The sequence below is a fragment of the Ruminococcus sp. OA3 genome, assembly GCF_022440845.1.
Classification (GTDB): domain Bacteria; phylum Bacillota; class Clostridia; order Lachnospirales; family Lachnospiraceae; genus Ruminococcus_G.
Window position 1 is genome coordinate 211,416 of sequence record NZ_JAKNTO010000001.1, and the last position, 15,677, is coordinate 227,092.

Below are 15,677 nucleotides of genomic sequence, written 5' to 3' on the forward strand. Positions count from 1 at the left end.
TAATATGGAAAACAATATTATTACGATCAGCAGAGAGTTCGGAAGCGGCGGCCGTACAATCGCCAAAAAGGTCGCAGAAAAGCTGGGATATACTTATTATGACAAGGAAATCATTGAAAAGGTCGCAGAAAGCACCGGGTACACTCCGGAATATATCGCTGAAGCCGGGGAATATTCACCTACCGGAAACATTTTTTCCTATGCATTCGTGGGCCGGGACCAGTCGGGTGTCTCAGCGGCTGACTATCTGTGGATCGCACAGCAAAAACTGATCCTGTCTATCGCAGAACGAGAATCCTGTGTTATTGTGGGCCGCTGTGCAGACTACATTTTGAGGGATATGGAAAATGTGTGGAATATTTTTATTCATGCACCAATGGCAGACCGTGCCAGAAGAATTGTTGAAAAATATGGAGAGCGTGATATGTCACCCGAAAAACGCCTGCGCGACAAAGATAAAAAACGCTCCGTCAATTATAAATATTACACTGATCAGGAATGGGGAAAATCACAGAATTACCACCTGACTCTGGACAGCAGCAGACTGGGAATTGACAAGTGTATAGACATTATCACTGGACTCGTGTACTAAATGCTTTGAGAAAGGATATGCCTCCCCGTTCTGGCATATCCTTTTTTACTAATACCTATTGTCAAACAGATGACTTCACATTTTCGTATCTGTCAAGTTCCCGTATCAATTTCAGATAGCGTCTGTCTTCTTTTAGAAATTCAATACTGGTGCCATTTTCAAATCCTTTTTCAACATGAGTGCAATCCCATTCATACTGATCTTTGCATGCTTTATATAGTAATACAGTCTGGAGTCTTTATAAGCGTCAATGTTTTTACACCATATACCCTTCAGAGAGAATGTCAAGCATCTTATCTTTATCCTTGTTTGTCACTGCCAGATCCCATTCCGGCGAAACTTCCATGTATAGCCCCATTTCCAGCAAGTGTGCCCGACTTTTTTGTTTTCCAACGATCCAGCGTGCCTTTTCGATATCTCCCTCTTCCATAGCCATCACATAGATCCCCTGCAACGCCCAGGATATATCTGCATATCCATTGAAGATAATTTCTCGTGGCACTCGTATGCCTCCTGTATATCTCTCCCTGTTTTCTGTAAAGTGTTGCCTGAAATCTTTCCTCGTTAAAACTCCATCCTGGAATCTGATTAAGATATTCCTGCGCTTTGGCATAATCTTTTCTGTTTAAAAAAAGTGTAAACAAAAAATTCAACGCTGCCTGTACAATGTCTAAATCCTGGCTTTTCACCAAACATTCATACATTCTCATAGTTTATCATCGTACTGCTTCGCTTCTTTTTTCCCAAAAAGTAACCGATACCATCTAATGTCTGTGCAACTGCAAGAATCATTTTTTCACAATTCGGATGTTCCTGTACTTTATCCCTCCCCTAAAAAAATCAATTCATGCTCCACGCGGGAGCGACCCTTGCAGGACTTCCGTGAGGAGCTGCTAAAGCAATTTCAATTCACGCTCCACGCGGGAGCGACATGTTTGAGGATATTCTGGCGGAAGTATCAAAACATTTCAATCCACGCTCCACGCGGGAGCGACGGATCCGCATAACCTCTCTGATCTTTGTACGCTCAATTTCAATCCACGCTCCACGCGGGAGCGACGTGACTGTTCTTCCTGCATGGTCTGCAAGATTGTCTATTTCAATCCACGCTCCACGCGGGAGCGACATTATCCTCTATGCGATGAAAACCGAAGCTGATCGATTTCAATCCACGCTCCACGCGGGAGCGACAGCAATAATGCACAAAAAAATCATTTAAAATTAAAACATTTATGCAACGCCAAGACATTTATCATAAAACCAGCATAAAAACTAAGATATAATGCTGTATATTTACAACAACCAGCTTATTTTTGCAGTGCGAATCCCCATGACATTTCATGATTACTTACTGTTCGCACTCATAAAATCAACGGTGCTTCCACATCGATTCCTTTATCAACGCCAATATGCTCAACCTTTGTCTTATGTTTATTCCCCAGGTTATAAAACCTGAGACTGTCTACCTCTTTATCAATAATCTCCGACAAAGCAGATTTAAGCATAACATATTGCGCATTATCAAGTATACATTCAAAAACCGAGTTCTGTACTCTTGTCCCATAGTTTACACATTGTTTTGCCACTTTTCGCAAACGACGTTTCCCTGTCTCTGTTTCAGTACTGACATCATAAGTAATTAATATAAGCATATGGCCCCCTATTCATACTGTTCCATTTTGCATCATTATGAATAGAAGTTACTTAACTTATCTTCACAGCTGAGAAACTACTATTCTAAATTTATCATACATTATTTTTCTATAAAGATTTTACTTCCAGAAAAATGGTGGATATGCATCCAGGTCTCCTCGCAAATGCCTGGCCAACAACATACTCTGGACAAATGGAACCATTCCCCATTCTACCTTTTCCTTGAGATAAGGGTGCGTTATCATCTCCTTTTTCTTATTCTGCCACTCTGAAAGGAACATTTTTCTGGCTTTATCATTCATGATAACTGCACCATCTTCTTTTCTGGTAAAATCTTTTCCACTTAGCATCTTACGATTAATTAAGGTTAAGACAAAACGATCTGCAAAAACAGCACGAAGTTCCTCAACCAGATCCAGCGCTAATGAAACTCTCCCAGGTCTGTCTGTATGCATAAACCCCACATACGGATCCAATCCAACACTTTCCAACGCCGAAGCCACCATATTGGTCAGCAGCGTATACGCAAAAGACAGCATCGCATTAACATTATCCATGGGTGGTCTTTTATTCCTTCCATTGAAAATAAATTCCTTCTTCTGCTGCAGGATTAATTCATCAAAGACTCCAAAATAAACGCTGGCGGCCTCCCCCTCATAACCGCGTAACTGATCGATTGTTTGAGAAGCCATTATATATTCAAGTGATTGTTTCAAAATGACAGATGCATTTTTCATTTTGTCCAGATCAATCTGAAGTCCATGATCTCTGATGGCACGTTCCAACACCCACCGCGAATTATAGATTTTTCCTAAAATACAATTTTGAGCAATTTTCAGACTGATGGTCTTATCTCTCGATACCTCATACTGTCTTTTTCTAAGTAACACATTTCCTTTCACACTACCTGTGACGCGTGCCAAAAATCTGCCCTGTGGTGACAAAAAACAGAGTGCTATGTTTCTGTCGGCACATTCTCCCATTAAAGCGGGGCTTACTCCTCGGTAACCGAAGGATACCACTGCCTCCAAATTATGTAATGGTACCCTCCCCATTTCTATATCCTTGTCCAACACAACAATATTCTCTCCATCTAAAGATAGATAACAGTCCGGAGAAGTCACATACAATGTATTCAGTAACTTTTTCATTTTTCATCCTCCGTAATTATGTTATGGATATATGTATTAACCGAAGCAGATTTTCCAAGTTTGGGTATGCAGATGTCCTTCAAAGAACATGCATTGCAGCTTTTCGACCATTTTACCCGCGGAGTATATCCCTTTTGATAGAGCTGATGCATTTCTTCAAAACTATTTTTTACCTGTAACCTCAGTTCATCCGTAAACTCGATTTTTTCCCTGCGCTTTGTTTCTCCATAATAAAGTGCTCCTTCTGTAATCACCGTAGAGAACATCTCTTCCAAACACATGGCTTGTGCTGTCAATTGCAAAATATCAATGTCTGTATCTTTAGGTTTTCCTTTTTTATATTCTATGGGATAGACACGAAACAGACCACGGTGCCCATAGAGCTGTACACCATCATCTGCCCTATGAAACTCCACAATATCACAAACTCCACTGACTCCTAACACTCTGGAGTGAATTGGCATTCCACGACTGACAATGACATCGCTGCGTTTCTCTGTCAAATAAGAATCATGCGCCCGTTTGTGCAGCAATTGACCCTCTACCGTGTACACATTCTCCTGCCACTGCTGTTCAATATGAATCAACGCCCATTGTCTCCTGCAAAAAGCGAAATGTTGAATTCCCGAGAGCATTAGAAAATCATCTTCCTTGTACTCTGCCATCGACCTCACATCTTTCTTGATACTTCCACACTGTCCGGAATTTGTTCCTCATGAACAGAGACCGTATAATCCGAATATTTTCTCGGATAAATCACATCTTCCTTTCTTTCCACTTCAATAGCATCAAACAATCTGTATGCCGGGCAGTCGCCCAGTTCTTTACTGTGTTTAAATACGATTAACTCTCGAACAGCCATCTTTCCTCTGGCAGCAGAATGGTCAATCTCGAACATATTGATGATAGCTTCCCACAGGAGCTCTAAATCCTCTTCCGAAAATCCGGTCACCTTGCGTGCAAGATTTGCAGAGATATATCCCTCCACACGATATAATGCATAAGGTACAATATTCTTTCTTCCCATCTCCGTTTTCTTATTTTCTGCGTCTTTTTCTGTCGTAATCGCTACACGGGTTATTGTTACTTCCTGGCTGATAATCGGGTCAATGCTCCTTGCAAAACCAAGTTGCACCGGTCCCCTCACCTGTCCGCAGTTCAGTGCTGCTTTTACAAACGTGGTCATAACTGCACCAAAGGTTCGGATATCAAAGAAATTGCGGCACATGAAATCACGGATTTTACTGTCCACCTGAGGGTCTTTTTTCTTTAAATCCTTAATTCCCTTCTCATCTGTTCCGAGAAATTCGTATGCTGAACTATCACTGCGATTCAGCGGAACATCTTCTTTAATGTATATCTTATAGCCTTGTGCATCTTCCTTTACTGTCTCCACATAATTTCTGATTTTTCTCTTTAAACAAACATCCGTCACCAGGCCATATCCGCTCTCCGGATCAATTCTGGGCAGATTCCCCGCGTCCGGATCACCATTGGGATTTCCATTTTCCACATCAAATAATACAACAAATTCATACCTGTTTTTAATTGCTTCTGCCATATCTTAATCCTCCTTCGCTTTCTTTTCATAGCGTTTTCTTGTCTGATGGTAGTATCCGAGAACAAACATCCCCTGTTCTTCCAAAGATAAACGTCTGGGATAAGCATCCTTTTGCTCATCACTGACATAAATTTTTTCCTGAAGCTCCCCCAGCATTTTTTCATAATAGATTTTGATGCCTGGATTGCTTATTTTTTTAATATGGCTGTTTTCCAACTTGAATAGCACTGGAAAAATCGAAGCCGGTGTCGCGCACGCCGAATTAAAATACCGGTCTTTAATCGTGGCATTAATTCCCGGATTCGCCTCCTCCTGGATTGCTTCCAGCACTGCAAACGTCCTGCCCAGTGTATAGGCTACATTTGTACTGTTTTCATTAAGCGCCATAGTAATTTCCTCCTTATTCTGATGCCCGTTTTTCAACAGATATGCCTTTATGATTGCCGCACGACCCCGTGTAATTTTGTAAATACGGCTGTCGCTGTCATCCTGCTCTGCACGAATTCTTCCCAAAACCGCCTGATACAAGGAGGCCGGATAGCGACCGCCTGATATCACTGACTGATAGACTGCCCCCGGCAGACTGGGAACAGGTTTTTTATCCCTGGACTTTTTATTAACCGTCTCCTGAAGCATCCTCCAAATACCCAGGTACTCCATCTGGTCTGCCTCCGGTTTCGCAATTTCCATCCTCCCGTAATGCGCTTTGATATTTTTTAAAATATTCCCAAAGCTGTCCTGATAAAAGAAACGAACCGCGATTCTGGCAGCATTGGGAGACACCCCTAAGATATAAAATCTCTGTTCCGGAGATAATGCCTTTTCTACCTCGTCCACTACGATCGCACGGCCCATCGCCAGATTTTTAAATACGCCGTCGACAATCTCCTGATTTTCCATTGTCGGCTCTGTGGCACAGGCAAATACATTTTGATAGACTTCCTCACCATCTTCCGACCAATATACGATCATCGTATCCCCTATAGCAGTGGCATGCCTTCGATCAGCCAGCAGATAATTCAATGCTGTTGTATACGCATAGACCGCATAATTTCCAACCGGAGCATTGTAACTCTGCTCTTTTCCATAAGATTCAAAGGCCGGCGCATTAAAAGATACCAGTGACGCCCCGCTGGGCTGCGCTCCCGGAACACCTTTGATCAACCCATGGGTTCTGGCAATCTGTGTTTTATCACCTGTCACCAGACAAGTCCCCGATTTCGCATGCCCATCATGATCTTCATATTTTTCCCACGCCCGTCTTACCTCCGAATCCTCATGTACAAACCGACCTTCAACGGAAAAAATCAGATTGGCAACCTCGATAATATCTTCCAGATCTTCCTTCAATATGTCACACTCAGCTGCTTTTTCCGGCTGCCACTTTTCAAAATACTGTATGATTGCCCGCGCTGCTTTGCTGTCTGCCTGACCCAGAACATCCTGATGTTTCTGCGCAGCACACAAAAAACATTCCTTCGAACGATCCGGTTTTCCTTTGTTGTCTATCCCCAGTAAATAACTGGAATTATCACACAGAAAGTTAGCCGCTACCCCTGATGAGCGAGATATCATCTCCGGAACCACCATTTGTTGAGGTACCATAACCGTCTTTTTTCCGCGCTCTTCCAAAACCTTTAACGGAAGAACTCCTATCAACTCCCCTTCCGCAGAAAGATTCAATGCAAAGGATACCTTCGCCCTGCACCATCCCGGTTTCGTCACCTCTCCTCTCTCTACTAAAGCTTCGTAATACTGCACCAAAGACTGCAGGATCATCGAACCACCTCACAATCCCTCACATCGAGAACGCCACTTCTCATAACCGCCCGGAAAAACATTGGCTGAATATCCTCTGGATTGGAGTAGTCAAAATCATACAGCATGTATCCCAAATCTTTTTCCTGTCCTTCATATGCCGTAACGACCGGATCTTCTTCAAACAGTTCAAAATTTGCCGGAAATTCCCGGCATCCCAGATATGGTGTATGATAACATTCTCCCCGCCGTAGTCTTCTCATAATAATATCTTTAAATTTCCCCGGATTATCGCTGTCGTTAGCCTGACCCGACATATCAAAATGTGCCTCGATCACATATTCTACATCTTTCAACAGCACTGCCGCCCGCTGCACGATGTCATCCTTGCTGCATATGTATAAATCCTTATTTCCTCCATTCATTACATTTAAAACACTGCTGGCCTGTACCTTGCTTTTCACTTCATTTCTGCGAACACTGGTAAACTGGATTGGCTTTCTGACATGAATCCGGTCAATTCTCCAAATCATACCCGGGTGCCAATAGATTGCTTCCAGTACCCCTCGCGCCGCAGACGGTGTGATCACATCATAGCTACACCGTTCCACCTTCATCTCCGGTCTGGAAAACAATGCCATATCTCCCCAGACCCTAACTTTAACTCCTCGGCTCATACCTTCCTCCTTTCATGTATTTGATGAGATTAAAATATCACCGCCTCACCCCGGCTTACATTGATGGTCAATCCTTTTTCCCAGGTATACAGCCCCCGGTCTCTCAGCACATACAGTTCTAATGATTCTTTTTCTTCTATCTGCTCGAGCAATCCAGCTCCATTTAAAGCTTGAAAATCCTGTTCATATATATTGACACAATATTGCCCCGCATCTCGCAGCAACTGCCTGGAGCGTTCTCCCCATCGTATGCGTTCCGCAATTTTCTCAGCTTCCGACTTGACATCAATTAAAATAGTCTTTGTTCTATTTTCAATTAAATGAAAACTTTTTGCGACTGAGGCGAAGGGATACATACAGGAACGTGCTCCCTGCTCAAACTGTTCTATGATCTTCTTCTGATCCAGAGACTCTCCTTTATAGTAGAACAGCCTTCTGAAATATTCAGAAATAGCTTCCAGTGAAGCAATATCCTCATACTCTCCCGAAATCTCATTCCCCACAGCAATGGGAAGTTTCAACTCACCCGGAATATGAATATCTTCACTTTTTTCCATCGTAAAAACGACGGTCCTGCATTTGTCTCTTTCTTTTTTACCCTCCCGATTGCACCGGCCAGCTGCCTGTATTACAGAATCCACTCCAGCCATCTCTCGATATACCATTGGGAAATCAAAATCCACCCCCGCCTCCACAAGACTTGTTGCAATCAGACGGCATGGCAATCCCTCCCGAAGCCGTTCTTTTATTTCCTCTAAAATTTTCTTTCTATGATTCGGGTACATAAAAGTGGATAAATGATAGGTTCCCGGTTCTTTTAATATCTCATAAATCCGCTGCACCCGTTTTCTGCTGTTCAAAATACATAGCACCTGTGAAGCTTGAAGTAAATGTCCAGTCAACTCATCCACTGATAATTCTCCAATGTTTTGAATCGTAGTACGTCGAAAGAACTCATACTGTCCTTTCACGTCCGGGCATATCTCGCGTATCGAAAGCTGTGTCGGAAAAAACGGCTGCAGACTGGGCTGTGTAGCCGTGCAAATCACTGCACTGCTGTGATAATTGTACGTCAATTCACTGATCGCCTGTAAACACGGCTTTAAATATGGCACCGGCAGCATCTGCGCCTCATCAAAGATGATTACGCTGTTGGCAATATTGTGCAGTTTCCGGCATTGCGATGTGCGATTAGCAAACAGGGATTCAAAAAACTGTACATTGGTTGTTACCACCACCGGACTATCCCAATTTTCCGTTGCCAGCTGCCATAACTGCAGCTCTTTTGGATCCTCACAGACCACATTGCTGTGATGTTCCAAAACGTTTTTTCTTCCTAAAATCTCTTTAAATACCTGGGCATTTTGCTCAATAATACTGGTAAATGGGATGACATAGATAATACGTTCCAAATGATGTTCCAGCGCATGCCGCAGTGCAAATGCCAGAGAAGAAACAGTTTTCCCTCCACCTGTTGGTACCGTCAGCTGAAAAAGTCCCTGGTTTTCTGGTCCCATTTCCAGACATGCTTTTAAAATACCTGTTCGCCTTCCATTGACCGTATCTTTATCCGGATTATTCAGCCATGGAGCTATGTACTCTTGTAATCTTTTAAACAGAATATCAATAGAATCGTACTGGATACACCGGGATTTCCCTTTCATAAATTCCTCTGTATTCAAAAAATCGGCATCTACCACACAGGAAAAAAGCATCCGAATAAAAAAAGACATGCTGAAACCACCCTTTCCCAACGGGCGCAACGGTATCGCGGGAAAGGATGGAATAGAAATTTCCTGACTGTATATTTGATAGGCATCAACTTTTTTCCGCAGTCTTCCACAGAGGGTGGCTTCACCGCCTGCATCACCAACTGTTCCACCGTCTAAAAGACCAGAATGATGCCCTGAGACACAGTACGCTCCTATCAGATTATGAGCTTTTTCATTTAGTTCCACGGCACCCGCAGTAGCATGGTCCGTGATTGGACCGCCGTGCAACCGCTTCTGAAAACTGTCCGAATATTTTCCAAGATCGTGAAACAGTCCGCACCCTTCTCCCCATTCTTTACATCCGAAAACAGATGCAAAATCACCTGCCAATTTTGCAGTTTCTTCTAAATGATCTTTTAATGTTTGTTCTCTGAATTTATCGTCGCTGATATGGGCTAAGTACCTCACTTTTGTATTTTCTCCCTTGCCATCCAAATCATTTGTAAATTTGCACATTTTTCATTGATTAATTATAACATATATTGGAAAATAATGCCAAAAAACATTCTATTTTAAATGATTTTATGATATAGTATTAATGAAAAATTAATCTTACACGTCCGGATAGATTCTGAACATCTTTTCAAATATAATAACAACTATTATTATAAAATCATCTATTAGTATACCATTAAGATAAGTGCAGTTTTTAGTGCGAACATGAAGCAAACATAAATAACCCGGTTGATTCGCACCACAAAAGTGTACAAAAACTAGTATAGCATCTAAATACTTAATTAAATTTGAAAGTAAATTTAATGATATTACTAAAAAATTTGGTAAAAAGTAATAAATCCATTCGGAATTTTTGTGTATAATTGCAGTCGCTCCTTCGCGGGAGCATGGATTGAAATCATCGTCCCGCTTACGATAGCATGCCTGCTACGGGTCGCTCCTTCGCGGGAGCATGGATTGAAATCCTTGTACTCAATGTAAAGGGGAAACGTAAACTTCGTCGCTCCTTCGCGGGAGCATGGATTGAAATTATAAAAGTTATCCGGGGCAAAGAAACGTTCCGGGTCGCTCCTTCGCGGGAGCATGGATTGAAATAATCCAGTCGCAAGCGGGATGATTCTATCCTTAGTCGCTCCTTCGCGGGAGCATGGATTGAAATTCAAAAGCCCGTTAATGGCTGCCGGATTAACCTGTCGCTCCTTCGCGGGAGCATGGATTGAAATGTATGCGTATGTTTGTGCACTTGCTGATTTTTTGTCGCTCCTTCGCGGGAGCATGGATTGAAATCTGTGCATAAGCAACCTGCAAACCAAAAAAATCGTCGCTCCTTCGCGGGAGCATGGATTGAAATGCCATGCTGCGGTGCCGATCGGCACTTGTCCAGGTCGCTCCTTCGCGGGAGCATGGATTGAAATTGGTTGAAACCGTCACCCTCAAAATTTTCAATGGTCGCTCCTTCGCGGGAGCATGGATTGAAATCGTACAAGCTCTGCGGCCTGCCTGCGGTAATGCGGTCGCTCCTTCGCGGGAGCATGGATTGAAATTATAAGATGCGGGTTGATCGGTATAAGGGCGCACAGTCGCTCCTTCGCGGGAGCGTGGATTGAAATATTTGTTTGCTTCTTGGTTTGGGCATTTCCGGAATCGTCGCTCCTTCGCGGGAGCGTGGATTGAAATTTCTATAAGTTACAAGTTAATACTCTTCGAATTTGTCGCTCCTTCGCGGGAGCGTGGATTGAAATGTTATAGCCACTATTTACTGCCAACTTTCTTAGGTCGCTCCTTCGCGGGAGCGTGGATTGAAATTTGCGTTTCGCTTCCTCCAACGTAAGGTATTCTTCCGTCGCTCCTTCGCGGGAGCGTGGATTGAAATAAACATGATATCAGAAAGCTTCAGATTGATTACAGTCGCTCCTTCCCGGGAGCCTGGATTGAAATCGTAAGTGGGACGGTGTTCCGACGGGTATACCCGTCCTCCATCGAGAAAATAAGCCTCAGAATTCTGAAAGACAGCTCATCTATCTTACCATTTTGACTCCCACTGCAACATGCTAAATAGCCGATTTTACCCCAAATAATCCTCCCACAAATACCACATCAGCCAATCCACTGCCTCCTGCCAGTTTTGAAACTCATACCTTCCTTTCTTACGCATCAGCTTGGAAAAAAATATACTGACTGCCGCTACGCCGCCTCTCGTCCCTTTCTGTGTCATCTCTGATACCACATGATACTCAGACAAGATCTTTCTATACACCTCAGTACTGTATAAAGAATTCTGACTGCTGCGAATAATCACTGCCTCTTCTGGCTGCCGATGTGATTGAAACAAATTTTGCAAAGCTTTTCCCACCAACTCTGCCGACCGATAGACTCCTATGGAATAAGCCGCCACCTTTTCAGTCTCTGGATTTAGCAGTGTACACAAGTAAATCTCTCCGTCTCTGACTGTCTTATACGTTCCCACTCCCCCATACAACCTCTGAGGCATTTCCTTCTTGTCTGCCTCTCTCATATACGGCAACTTTACTGACCGCAAATCCTCGTCATTCTTCCTGCCTGCAATCTCCTGCGTCACATGCTGATATTCGTAAAGATATAAAATTGGAACACAATAGCTAATTTCCATTGTCTTCCTCCTCCTGTCTTAAATTCACTTAAAATTTCATATGTAAATTATCATTTTCACCTTGGTCATTTACAAAAATACAGTTCCATTGCAACATACTTTGATGAAATCGTGAGAAGTTCATCCGCTATCTGCTTTCTCAGCGTGTCGTTCCGTATTCTCTCTGCCTCCATTTTACAAACTTTCGGTCTTCCTTTGCAGCAAACCAGGCGGAAATATTGCTTCTATCAAGAAATAAATTCTATTAATAACTACAGGTTCAGACGTAAACTGGATATCCCTGCATATTGCTAAACTATCCCCAAAAACGTCTTTTGTTTTATGATAACAACTTTTCGCTGTTGCCTGGTGATCTTGAAATATCATGCAGATTTCTTTGCTCTCGCAAATAATCAGTCAGTATAACGGCACGGCATATCATACTGCAAGTATCTTCAGATTTTGGCTTTCCTGTTTCTCACGAAGAACATGGCCAGCAGAGGCCGTCGATAAAAAGGTGTTGGAATTTCTCTCAAAGATTTCGCATTAATTCTGTTGAGACGAAGTGAGAGGGCAGAAAAAGAACAAAGGGGCAGTTACCTGCCCCTGTGCTTCTCTTTCTTCTTTTGCTGTTTTAACGCAAACTTACGCAGCTGTTCAGCTTCTTTCCTCTCTCTTCCAGATACTTTTCTTTCCGTTCTGGACTGCTCCTGCTGTAATTTCAGTGCCTGCTGAGATTTTGTTCCTGTCCCAACATCCTTCAACTGTTTTTTAATCTGCCGCCGCATCCGCTTTGGGTTTACGTGAAAATCCTTTACAGCATTTTCCACAGCCGGACTGAATCGCAACCTGTAATAGTTTTCCTGCAAAAACCTGTTCACATCGTAGTCCCTGGGTTCTGTTCCGAATGTTACCTTGCAAACGACCAACTTACCGTCGGTAATCCGTTCGACCAAACCTACCCAGAATGGTTCCTCAAAAAACACACTGACTGTTACCGATACCCTGTCCATAATGATTCCTCCTTAAATATGCTCATAATGGACAAAGAATGGACGACCTAAGGAGGAAGGTTACTTATAAACAGTATCCGTGAGAAACTGTTTACGCCCGGACTACCTACCGGGTCTGTATGGTAACACCATACGTTGTGTTTTTATCTTTGCCTGACCGTTTTTCCTGCTGGCTGCGCACAGCTCACAGGCTTACGGTGCCTGTAATGATTATACCGCAATTTGCCGTTTAACACCACTTGAAAATTCTTTTAACATTCCTCTTTAAGGAGAGAATACATGCAGTAATCACATTCCTTTCCATTCTTAAAGACGCCTTTTCTCATAATCCCCTCCAGAGTGAACCCTGCTTTCTCAAGCACACCCCGTGAACCGGCATTGTGTGCAAAAGGTTCGGCATAAATCCGCACAATATCAAATGCAGCAAACGCTTCCCGGCAGATTCCCCTTACCGCCTCAGTCATGATCCCTTTACCCCAGAAATCTTCTGCCAGCCAGTATCCAAGTTCTGCGCTTTTCTCATACACATCGCTTCCACAGAAAACCCCTATGCTTCCAATCGCGTGGCCCTCCGCCACGATCGCCCGGCACAACTGCCTCTCTTCAGTATTTTCCGCACAGGAACGCACATAGTCCTCTGCGTCCTGCCGTGTATAGGGATACGGGAATACATTCCGAAGATTGGCTGCAATCTTCTCATTATCCGCATACCGCGCCACATCGGTGATGTGTTCCAGTTTCCATTTTTGCAATTCAAAATTCATACGCCTTCCCCTTCCAGATCTGTTCTGATCCTATCGACAATATTTTGTGCTGTCTTTTCCTCCAGCCTTACCATCCGGCTCCACATGCGGACCCCCTGATACGCATAAAGAATGATATCTGTCATTTGTTCCACATTCACAGCTGCAAATTCACCTCTTTGGATTCCGTATTCGATAAGTTTTTGCCATTTCTGCTTCGCCTTGCAGTTTTGTTCAATCATAAAACGGTTGTCACATTTAACGGAGTACTCATAGAGCGCATAACTCAGCGAATGCTTCTCATCCAGCATCTCCTGCCTCATACGTTCCAGCAGACCTTCCAATATCTCTCCCGCAGATGCCCCCTCTTTCATGGACTCCTGCACCATTTCCTCATCCGCCTTCAAAGTCTCTTCCAAAATATCCTCGAATACCTGCTGCGTGCTGCCGTAATGCCGGTATAATCCTCCCCTGCTCAGGCCGCACGCTTCACAGAGGTCCTTCATCGAAATGGCGGAAAAACCCTTCTCTGCGAATAGCCGATACGCCTGATGTCTGATCAATTCTTTTGTTTTCACTCCCTTGATTCCCATGCCCCCTCCTTTTGCGACACATGTGTCTCTTTCTATTATGCGACATTTCTGTCGCAAAGTCAAGAAAAACCGATGGCGGCAATGTTTTTCGTTAAAATCAGCAAACCCTATGAAGGCGAGAATCCTTCACAGGGTTTTATGTCAATTAATCTCTCTTTTTTCGTTCCAGTTTCCAGATATGAGGATCCTTCCTGAAGACAAGGCAGGTTCCCACTCCGAAGACTCCAAGCGCAAAGAACAGCATCCCCGCACCGGAACCTTTACCTCTCCCAAACGCCTCTGCAAAAAATGAATCCACCGGCTGTGCTTTCATAAATGGCTCAAATACCCCGTCTACTAAATAGCCGCCTAAAGTATATCCCAGAGGAATCGAAAAAAACTGCAGTGTGTTTCTCGCCGCATATACCCGCCCCTGCATCGTCAGTGGAATGTAGTTTCGGAACAGAACATCCATGTTGGCATTCATCAGCGGAACGCTGACCCATCCAAGCACAGCACCCACACACCAGACAGGAAGACTCCTGCCAAGAGCCAGGAAAAAATTTTCTGTACTCATAGCCATGAGCAATGCATTACATATAACCCCGACACGGCTTTGAGGCTTTGGAAGCATCGTCACCGCAATACTTCCTGCCAGCATGGCAAGACCTGAGACCATATTTACCATGCCATAGGCATTTTCACCTCCTCCATCTACCGATAACAGCATCGCCGGAAGCGCCGCGTTATACATGGAGGCAGTGAGGTTGATCGCCGCAAGAAATAAAATCAGATCCAGAATCCCCCGGTTATGTTTTAAATACCGCAGTCCGGACTTTGCCGCCTGCAGCACCTTCTCTTTTCCTTCTTCCGCGGGTTTCATATCCGGAACCTTTATTCCAAACATCAGTGTGCCGAAGGCCAGTCCAAAAGTGGTCAAATCAACCGCGATCACCGTCTGAATATTTGTAAATGCCAGCAGCCCGGTTGCAATGACCGGAGTTAAAATGCTGGTCAGCGAACTGGAAAACGTCCGCATTCCGCTTACCTTCTGATAGTGCTTCTTAGGCGTCAGCAGGCTGACTGTCACATCAGCTGCCGGCTGCTGGAAGGTATTCATCAGTCCATTCAGCGCATTTAGAACGTATAAATGCCAGATTTCCAGATTGCCGGTCTGCAGCAGTACCAGCACTGCCACTGTACAGCCTGCTGCAAAAGTATCACTTGCCAGCATGATGACTTTTTTGTTCCACCGGTCACTGAAAGCGCCTGCAAAAATACTCATCAGCACATAAGGCGCATAAGAGCAGACGGACAGCAGAGCTGTCGTAAGCGCCGACCCCTTATCCTGATAAGACCAGATGACCAGTGCGAAATTCGTCATTGAGCTTCCCAGAGTTGATAATGACTGCGTAGACCATAGCAGCAGAAAACTTTTCAGTTCTTGAAATGTAGCTTTAAAATTTTTCATTTTGACTTTGCTCCTTTGTTTCATTAAAATCAGCAGGAAACAGCAAAGTCTTATGGGCGAAATTTATCGGATCACTCTATGCAAAATGCCCACTTCAGACTTTGCACAGAGCTGCAGCAATGCATAATTTCATTTTCACACATTCCTCCTG

Annotated in this window: 14 protein-coding genes and 2 CRISPR repeat arrays; of the genes, 1 reads left to right on the forward strand and 13 read right to left on the reverse strand. The window is 43.7% G+C overall.

What is annotated here, in order from left to right; genetic code table 11:
- Positions 1–4: 4 nt before the first annotated feature.
- A complete protein-coding gene (locus MCG98_RS01055; RefSeq protein WP_240300028.1) occupies positions 5–592 on the forward strand; it encodes a cytidylate kinase-like family protein in 588 nt (195 codons plus the stop codon).
- Positions 593–848: 256 nt separating this feature from the next.
- Here MCG98_RS01055 and MCG98_RS01060 read toward each other — a convergent pair whose 3' ends face one another.
- The 13 genes from MCG98_RS01060 to MCG98_RS01120 all read right to left on the reverse strand — a co-directional run bounded on the left by MCG98_RS01060 (position 849) and on the right by MCG98_RS01120 (position 15,526).
- The gene (locus MCG98_RS01060) at positions 849–1,094 is read right to left on the reverse strand and encodes a hypothetical protein (RefSeq protein WP_240300029.1); all 246 of its coding nucleotides are present in this window, start codon (positions 1,092–1,094) and stop codon (positions 849–851) included.
- 344 nt (positions 1,095–1,438) lie between these two features.
- A CRISPR array of direct repeats spans positions 1,439–1,783; the repeat unit is 21 nt; unit sequence CACGCTCCACGCGGGAGCGAC.
- A gap of 170 nt (positions 1,784–1,953) precedes the next feature.
- Entirely contained in the window at positions 1,954–2,244 is a 291-nt protein-coding gene (cas2, locus tag MCG98_RS01065) for a CRISPR-associated endonuclease Cas2 (protein ID WP_240300030.1), read from the reverse strand.
- A 120-nt stretch (positions 2,245–2,364) separates the two neighbouring features.
- A complete protein-coding gene (gene cas1c, locus MCG98_RS01070) occupies positions 2,365–3,396 on the reverse strand; it encodes a type I-C CRISPR-associated endonuclease Cas1c (RefSeq protein WP_240300031.1) in 1,032 nt (343 codons plus the stop codon).
- Complete coding sequence (gene cas4 / locus MCG98_RS01075) at positions 3,393–4,061, reverse strand: CRISPR-associated protein Cas4 (protein WP_240300032.1); 669 nt, start codon at positions 4,059–4,061, stop codon at positions 3,393–3,395. Before cas4 ends, cas1c begins: the two co-directional genes overlap by 4 nt.
- A 5-nt stretch (positions 4,062–4,066) precedes the next feature.
- Positions 4,067–4,957 carry a type I-C CRISPR-associated protein Cas7/Csd2 gene (cas7c, locus tag MCG98_RS01080; protein ID WP_240300033.1) on the reverse strand — a complete coding sequence of 297 codons (891 nt, stop codon included), beginning with the start codon at positions 4,955–4,957 and terminating at the stop codon, positions 4,067–4,069.
- A gap of 3 nt (positions 4,958–4,960) precedes the next feature.
- Positions 4,961–6,736 (reverse strand): type I-C CRISPR-associated protein Cas8c/Csd1, encoded by a 1,776-nt coding sequence (gene cas8c, locus MCG98_RS01085; RefSeq protein WP_240300034.1) that lies wholly within the window; start codon positions 6,734–6,736, stop codon positions 4,961–4,963.
- Complete coding sequence (gene cas5c / locus MCG98_RS01090) at positions 6,733–7,392, reverse strand: type I-C CRISPR-associated protein Cas5c (RefSeq protein WP_240300035.1); 660 nt, start codon at positions 7,390–7,392, stop codon at positions 6,733–6,735. Before cas5c ends, cas8c begins: the two co-directional genes overlap by 4 nt.
- Before the next feature lie 29 nt (positions 7,393–7,421).
- Positions 7,422–9,572 (reverse strand): CRISPR-associated helicase Cas3', encoded by a 2,151-nt coding sequence (cas3, locus tag MCG98_RS01095; protein ID WP_240300036.1) that lies wholly within the window; start codon positions 9,570–9,572, stop codon positions 7,422–7,424.
- A gap of 415 nt (positions 9,573–9,987) precedes the next feature.
- Positions 9,988–11,057: direct repeats of the CRISPR family, unit length 19 nt; unit sequence GTCGCTCCTTCGCGGGAGC.
- Positions 11,058–11,184: 127 nt separating this feature from the next.
- On the reverse strand, positions 11,185–11,748 hold the full coding sequence (locus MCG98_RS01100; RefSeq protein WP_240300037.1) for a hypothetical protein: 564 nt from the start codon (positions 11,746–11,748) through the stop codon (positions 11,185–11,187).
- A 575-nt stretch (positions 11,749–12,323) separates the two neighbouring features.
- Positions 12,324–12,740: a YjdF family protein gene (locus MCG98_RS01105; protein WP_240300038.1), complete on the reverse strand. Its 417-nt coding sequence runs from the start codon at positions 12,738–12,740 to the stop codon at positions 12,324–12,326.
- A 251-nt stretch (positions 12,741–12,991) separates the two neighbouring features.
- The gene (locus tag MCG98_RS01110) at positions 12,992–13,504 is read right to left on the reverse strand and encodes a GNAT family protein (protein ID WP_240300039.1); all 513 of its coding nucleotides are present in this window, start codon (positions 13,502–13,504) and stop codon (positions 12,992–12,994) included.
- Positions 13,501–14,076, reverse strand: coding sequence for a TetR/AcrR family transcriptional regulator (locus MCG98_RS01115; RefSeq protein WP_240300040.1), 576 nt, complete (start codon positions 14,074–14,076; stop codon positions 13,501–13,503). Before MCG98_RS01115 ends, MCG98_RS01110 begins: the two co-directional genes overlap by 4 nt.
- A 145-nt stretch (positions 14,077–14,221) precedes the next feature.
- Positions 14,222–15,526 carry an MFS transporter gene (locus MCG98_RS01120; RefSeq protein ID WP_240300041.1) on the reverse strand — a complete coding sequence of 435 codons (1,305 nt, stop codon included), beginning with the start codon at positions 15,524–15,526 and terminating at the stop codon, positions 14,222–14,224.
- Positions 15,527–15,677 lie beyond the last annotated feature (151 nt).